Here is a 6,192-nt window from a genome sequence, read left to right as displayed (position 1 = left end):
AATTGAGCCTGGATGCTGGCGCTTTCGTCCGGGCGCTTGAGTATTCGAGCGGTAAAAATGCTTTTTTGTTTGGGAAGCCTTCGCCAGCGTTTTTCCACTCTGCAGCGCAAAGCATGAGGCTGGCGCCCGCTGAGGTAGCAATGATTGGCGATGATGCCGAAAGCGATATCGCCGGTGCTTTGAAGGCGGGCTTGGGCACGGCTATGCTGGTTCGAACCGGAAAGTATCAACCTGGTGACGAGGCTCGCTATGAACCACAACCCACCGCCGTCGCAGACGGGGTCAGCACCGCTGTGAAACTTGTAATCAATGGACGCGGTTGAATGCATTCGAACGAGGATTGCGCCGGCGGCAGCTGGCAGGCCCGAGACGGATGGGTTTGGTGTAGTGAAGGGCCAGAGCGATTCTTAAGTTCTGTATTGGGTTGGAACATGACCTGCACATTGACTGAATAATTGCGCTCATCGAGGGCAACGACAATGTCCGACAATCGCAGAGGACGGACTTTGCAAAGTTGAGCGGACGGCCCATTCCCGACCTTGAGCACATGGTCGGGATACTGCATATGCAGCCCGCATAGCAGTCGTTCACGCCGAGCAAGGCGAACGACTGCATCGAGCCCATAAGTGCAAAGTTTGGCGGCGCGGCGAATGACCGGTTTTCAACAGCGCTATGCCGTGAACGCCAAAGCAATGCCTGATTTCGTGGATCAAAGATGGTCTAGCTAAAAAGCCGGAAACCGAAGAATGACGGAACAGACGCCAAAAACTTGCTCGATGTTTGGAGCCTTCAACCTGAGGTCGGGATACAATCTCACAACCTTCAAGACTGCATTCGATGCCTTTTGCGGCCATCTTAACGAAGCTGGGCACTTGATTTCGCATCGGCTCTGGCGACGTGCACATAACGAAGGCTACGATACACGTTTTCCTAACGTAGCTATCGTGCTTGAGATGTGTCTTCACTCCCATCAGGCCTCGCTGGACGCATGGGATTACGTCGAAAAGCGGACCGAACCGCTGAATAGTTTGCACGTCGCAATGAACAAACAGGTTCAAGAAACTTATTTTGTTTTGTTACATGAGGCAGGAACGGATGCTGTTTAACTGGGGCAAAAAATGATTACATGCTTTCTTCAATATGAGATTACGCCCGGAAAACTCACAGAGTTTGAAGCATATGCCCGGTCCTGGATTGCACTTGTTGACCGCTTTGGCGGGAAGCACCATGGATACCTTTTGCCCCATGAGGGCCCCAGCGATTTTGCGACAGCATCCTTTTCTTTCCAAAGCCTAGCTGAATACGAAAGCTACCGGCAAAAAATTGAGACAGACGAAGAGTGCCAGGCCGTCTTCAGATTTGCTCGTGAGACTGGGTGCATCAAACGCCACGTCCGATATTTTATGCGCCCTGTGTTTGAGGGGGACTCTAAGGCTGCAATAGATTTTGGATGAGCAGTCAGTCAAACTCGACGGTTTAATAGCAGATCACGCCGCATGAAACTGGCATCCGAACGCCTCGCAGATAAGGTAGTCTGAAAGTTCGTCTTGAGCTATGCTGTACCTCGTATGAATAGCCGCTACTAGGTCGCGCGTCAGTGCCAGCTCAAACTCATTAGCCACTCTTTGGCTGCCGTAATTGACACCCTTGATGTCTGATCCACATGCGACAACATCCAAACCTCCCTGCTTGGAAACTTGGCGCAATCTTCTGGCTCGATCGCTCGCAATCGTAGATCGGACAACACGACTGCTCTTGGCAGTAGCGTCTTTCCAATGCCCGCCACAACGGCCTGCAGCGCCGTCTCAACATCCGTTACCCGCAAACCGGCACGCAGGTCTTCAGACTTCGCCGTACTTTCAAGCCAACGCGCCTGCGGCAGGCGAGAATGTGCCTCGTCATAGGTGATCCAGCTCAATGTCCCATATTGCTTGGGCGAGATACAGCTTGCGGCGCAAGCAACAAATGACACTTCGCCCAGCTTTTGGGCTTTGGTGCGCAGACCCCCATCAGATGGACGTGCAAAGCGCACGGAAAGATCGGCTTCACGCTTGGACAAGTCCAGATTGTCCGAACTCGGAACAAGCTCGACGCTGAGGTCTGGATGCAGACGGGTCAAAAGTGGGAGCTGAGGAACAAGAAAACGGTTTACGATAACAGGAACGGCGCTCAAGCGCACGGAACCCGAAACCGTGTTGGTGCTGTCGCCTGAAATTGCACTTATCGCAGCATGACTTGCCTCGATGCTCTCGGCGTGTGACAGAATCTGCAGCGCCGCGTCCGTTGGTTCGTACCGTCCATTTGCGCTACGCAAAAACAGTGTTGTCGCCAGTGCCTCTTCGAGCGTCTTTATCCTACGGGCTACGGTTGTATCACTAACGCCAACCGTCCGCCCTGCTTCGGTCAGCTTTCCTTCGCGGTGAAGCGCCAAGAGGTACTTGAGATCGTTCCAATCGTGTCTCTGCATTTTTGCAAAGTAACTTGCCGATATTGCTGACTCAATCTTCAGTTTTACTGTGGCAGTTTTGGTCTCACAAAACTGGAGGAGAGAAAACAAATGAAGTTCATCATCCTGTTCGAAGACGCACCAGACGCCGATCCAGATATCCGCAAAACGCAAATGGCCAAGCACCTCGATTTCTTAGAGAGGAACGCGGACAAAATAGAGGTAGCTGGCCCTTTGTCCGACGCCGAAGGTCAAGGCCGCGACGGCCTATGGATTGTGGAAGCTGACTCAGAGGACGACGTGGAGCAATTAGTGCATGAAGACCCGTTTTGGCCGACTGGCCTCAGAAAATCGTATTCGATCATCAAATGGAAACAGGTCTACAATGACGGGGCGCGTTTGATCCATCCAAGCTGAGGCATCAGCATGTGGGCAAGGTCATAGCGGATATTGGTGCAAGCGCAGCGAAAGCTCGCTTCGGTCCGCTCCTCGGCCGTTTAAGTTGGCTCCTTTAGATAAAGATGTTCTGGGCGGCTTGGCGTGGGCCTAAACCGTTGTGGCAGCAATGCTCGCCGTATCATAGTACTCGCTGTACTCGCAGATCATTCCATCTCGCCAGCGCGTAACGATGACAATTGGTGTCACAAATGATTTCCCTGTCTGCTTGTGCGTCCAGCCTGTCGAACCGATACCGACGACGCGGTCGCCTTCGGCAACCGTTTCATCTATCCGCCAGTGATCCATGGAGAATGTCCCGACAAGGCCTTCGAGATAGACTTCAACTTCGCTGAAGCCCTGCCGTGCGGCAGTAAACGGGGTCTGTTGATCACCGTCTGAAAGAGAGAATAGTTTTACGTCGTCGGACATATAGTCCTTCCACATTGACGGCTCAGCTCCCTTCGTGTCGTTCCACTTCGCCCATGCCTCATGCATACGCTCAACATTTTGAGTTTTGCCTGACATAAACTACTCCTCCCCTGAGTGACTAGACGCTAGCCTGATCGATGCATCCGATCAACGCTCGGAGAACTACCCAAAAGTCCGATTTCGAGCCCAAAGTACCGGATGCTACGCAGTACTTGAAAGTCGATTATGCTGGCCAATCGACGCCCCGACTATTCAAGCAATTTGCTCGCAGCCGAGATTGCGGAAAACGCTGCACCTTGAACTGTAGATTGCTCGTCTCCTCCCAATGCTTCTCCGGCAAAGAACACCTTACCCGCCACGGGTTTGAGGATTTCATCAATATCATAGTCGCTGTTGTTCTCCATCGAATAGCTACCAAGAATATGGCTCTCAGCACTCCAATTCTGGATCACGCCTCCAACATACGTGTCCCTGACAACGCTTCCGAACATCTCGGTTAACTCAGCGAGGATGTCATTGACCAATGCTTTCTCACCAAGAGCTGACCGACGTGTTGGCCCTTCTGAGACAGAAAATAGACCCAGGATATTCTGGCGGGTTGGTTTACCAAAGGCAGCGTCGTAGTAGATTTTTTCCGCCCATGTGTCGGCCAGTACGCTAGCGCGAGACCCTTCAAACAATATGTCAGGGTAGAACCGTTGATTGAACCTCAGGAGTGCTTTGAAACCAGAGCCGTATACGATGTCCTGAAGTGCAGCCATGTCTGGAGGCGTGAGCTGGTCCGAAAATGTGATTAGTCCACGTTGAAGAACTGACAACGGAACCGTGACCAGTAACTTGTCTGTCTCAAGGTTTCGACCATCGCTGAGCCTAACGGATAGGCGCATGCCATGCACCGCGACTTGCGTGACCCTAGCGCCCAATGCGATGTTATCTTTGACAGTTGGTAAAATGAATCTCTCAAAAAATCCGTACCAAGTTGTGTCGTAGAACTTGACCTCATGATAGAAATTCCGAAGCGCATTAAAATCGTTCAGTTGATCGTTGTGCCAGAATTGAAAAGTCTGGGGTCTGTAGTCGATTGTTCTAACGCCCAGATCAGTTTTGCCCTTTCCTACGATGCGCCCCAAAACACTTGGATCGTCGTGTATCCACTCCGCCCCAAGATCGAGAGGTATATCTGCAAAGTCGGACAGGCGTTTGATGCGACCTCCCCAGTTGTTCGCTGCTTCCAGAACTTGAACCTGGATGCCTGCGTTCGTTAAGTGATAAGCCGCTGTCAATCCTGCACTGCCTGCCCCAATAATCGTGACATGTTGTGGCCGCCGAGCGGAAATCTGGCGGGGAGCGCAGAGAAGCGATGCGGCCGACAAACTAGTGAAGGTTCTGCGGTCCATTTTATTCCAGTTCTACGGGGGCCAGACGTCGAAGCAGTCAGCGAAGTCATCTTTGCAGAAACCATCCGATGAAAGAACCTGAAATGTCCGGTTGAAAAGCGAAGCGGCCATTCGTTGTGTCGAGGTCAAAGGCAGCTTGCGTCCGCTTGGCAGTCGTCGAAATCGAGTGCGGTGAATGACCGCACCAAGCCCGGAGCGTACGTTTATCAGCTCGGAAGTTGCGCTGAGACTAAGGCAGTTGACGTTCACAACATTAGAGACCAGCGCAACTGGAAAATCCGGCAAACGTGACCACATGTGTTGGTATGATCAGCCGCCGACAATTTGTTGCAGTCGCGACTGCTGCACTTGCTGCTCCGCACATCGCGACGGCACAGTCTGGTGCACTAAGCGAAGCGATTGGTCAGCTCCCGCAGCTACATTCCATCCAGGTAAGAAAAGGCGACGACACGGTCTTTGCCAAGGCGCCTCGCGGCCCCGGTCTCAACCGACCGGCAAACATCAAATCCTGCTCAAAGAGCATCGTCTCCTTGCTTCTCGGGGCGGCGATCGAAAACAGCGAAATCCCATCGATCACTTCGACTATTGGCGAGGTCGCACCCGGCATTCTTCCACCAGATGCCACTCCCGGAGCAGCCGAGATTACTATGGAGGATTTGGTGACACTGCGAGCCGGTCTCGAAAGGACTTCCGGCACCAATTACGGTGATTGGGTGAGTTCAAAAAACTGGATTGCAGACGCTCTGACCCGTCCGATGGTGGCAGTACCCGGGACGCGCATGCTGTACTCCACAGGTTCCACACACATCCTCGGGGCCGCTCTTGCGGAAGCTACGGGGAAGAGCCTTCTTCGGCAGGCTCGGGAACGGCTCGGTGACCCGCTGGGAATTGAGATTCCCTCCTGGACGCGCGACCCACAAGGCTACTATCTCGGCGGAAACGAGATGGTACTAAAACCCACGGCGATGTTGGAGATAGCAACCCTACTACGTGATCGTGGGTCATTCGGGGGGACTCAGATCATTCCAACAAACTGGATTGAGGCTTCAACAAATCCCCACGCTCGATCCCCTTGGTCAGGTCTCGCATATGGATATGGATGGTTCCTGTCGTCTTCAGGCTATGCCCTGGCGAGAGGCTATGGCGGCCAAGTCATCGCGGCACACTTCGAACGAAACCTCGCCGTCGCAATAACTTCAGATCCCGCGTTGCCCGCTCGATCAGGTGGCTACTTCGGTGACCTAGTTCGGCTCTTGGACGGCCCTGTACTAGCAGTCGCTTAGGCCGAGCGACCCGAACCGTCAGACGACCGCTTGGAGCTCATTTCATCCGAAATCAGATGTGCTAAAATTCCAAAATGGAAAACGCGAACCAATTCACGTTCCGCAGCGCTAGGGTCAGGATTCATAACCAATAGATGACGACAGCGGCGAGAGCGATGGCCGATAGGAAGACCTTTGGGCATCGGTCATAGCGGGTCGC

Annotated in this window: 8 protein-coding genes; 5 read left to right on the top strand and 3 right to left on the bottom strand. The window is 53.1% G+C overall.

Annotation, left to right across the window (positions count from 1 at the left end):
- From ACR0K1_RS25205 to ACR0K1_RS25195, 3 genes are all read left to right on the top strand, one after another.
- Window positions 1-323, top strand: a 323-nt coding sequence (locus tag ACR0K1_RS25205; protein ID WP_480852268.1) for an HAD-IA family hydrolase, incomplete at its 5' end; no start/stop codon positions are given.
- Between the two features lie 423 nt (window positions 324-746).
- Window positions 747-1,106: a DUF6614 family protein gene (locus tag ACR0K1_RS25200; protein ID WP_480612783.1), complete on the top strand. Its 360-nt coding sequence runs from the start codon at window positions 747-749 to the stop codon at window positions 1,104-1,106.
- A 12-nt stretch (window positions 1,107-1,118) separates the two neighbouring features.
- Window positions 1,119-1,454 (top strand): NIPSNAP family protein, encoded by a 336-nt coding sequence (locus tag ACR0K1_RS25195; protein ID WP_480612781.1) that lies wholly within the window; start codon window positions 1,119-1,121, stop codon window positions 1,452-1,454.
- Window positions 1,455-1,594: 140 nt separating this feature from the next.
- On the opposite strand, the gene ACR0K1_RS25190 is transcribed toward ACR0K1_RS25195, so the two are convergent.
- Window positions 1,595-2,467, bottom strand: a complete 873-nt coding sequence (locus ACR0K1_RS25190; RefSeq protein ID WP_480612779.1) for a LysR family transcriptional regulator — start codon at window positions 2,465-2,467, stop codon at window positions 1,595-1,597.
- Window positions 2,468-2,557: 90 nt separating this feature from the next.
- On the opposite strand from ACR0K1_RS25190, the gene ACR0K1_RS25185 reads away from it, so the two are divergent.
- On the top strand, window positions 2,558-2,863 hold the full coding sequence (locus ACR0K1_RS25185) for a YciI family protein (RefSeq protein WP_480612777.1): 306 nt from the start codon (window positions 2,558-2,560) through the stop codon (window positions 2,861-2,863).
- A 129-nt stretch (window positions 2,864-2,992) separates the two neighbouring features.
- Here ACR0K1_RS25185 and ACR0K1_RS25180 read toward each other — a convergent pair whose 3' ends face one another.
- Together ACR0K1_RS25180 and ACR0K1_RS25175 are read right to left on the bottom strand one after the other, a co-directional pair.
- Complete coding sequence (locus ACR0K1_RS25180; RefSeq protein WP_480612775.1) at window positions 2,993-3,409, bottom strand: nuclear transport factor 2 family protein; 417 nt, start codon at window positions 3,407-3,409, stop codon at window positions 2,993-2,995.
- A gap of 152 nt (window positions 3,410-3,561) precedes the next feature.
- The gene (locus ACR0K1_RS25175) at window positions 3,562-4,710 is read right to left on the bottom strand and encodes a flavin monoamine oxidase family protein (RefSeq protein ID WP_480612773.1); all 1,149 of its coding nucleotides are present in this window, start codon (window positions 4,708-4,710) and stop codon (window positions 3,562-3,564) included.
- Window positions 4,711-5,015: 305 nt separating this feature from the next.
- Between ACR0K1_RS25175 and ACR0K1_RS25170 the strand changes: the two genes are divergently transcribed.
- Complete coding sequence (locus ACR0K1_RS25170) at window positions 5,016-5,993, top strand: serine hydrolase domain-containing protein (RefSeq protein ID WP_480612771.1); 978 nt, start codon at window positions 5,016-5,018, stop codon at window positions 5,991-5,993.
- Window positions 5,994-6,192: the final 199 nt, after the last annotated feature.

This window comes from Ruegeria sp. F5 (genome assembly GCF_056533845.1).
The sequence above is the reverse complement of the archived record's forward strand: the minus strand, read 5'-3'. Positions and strand labels throughout refer to the sequence as shown.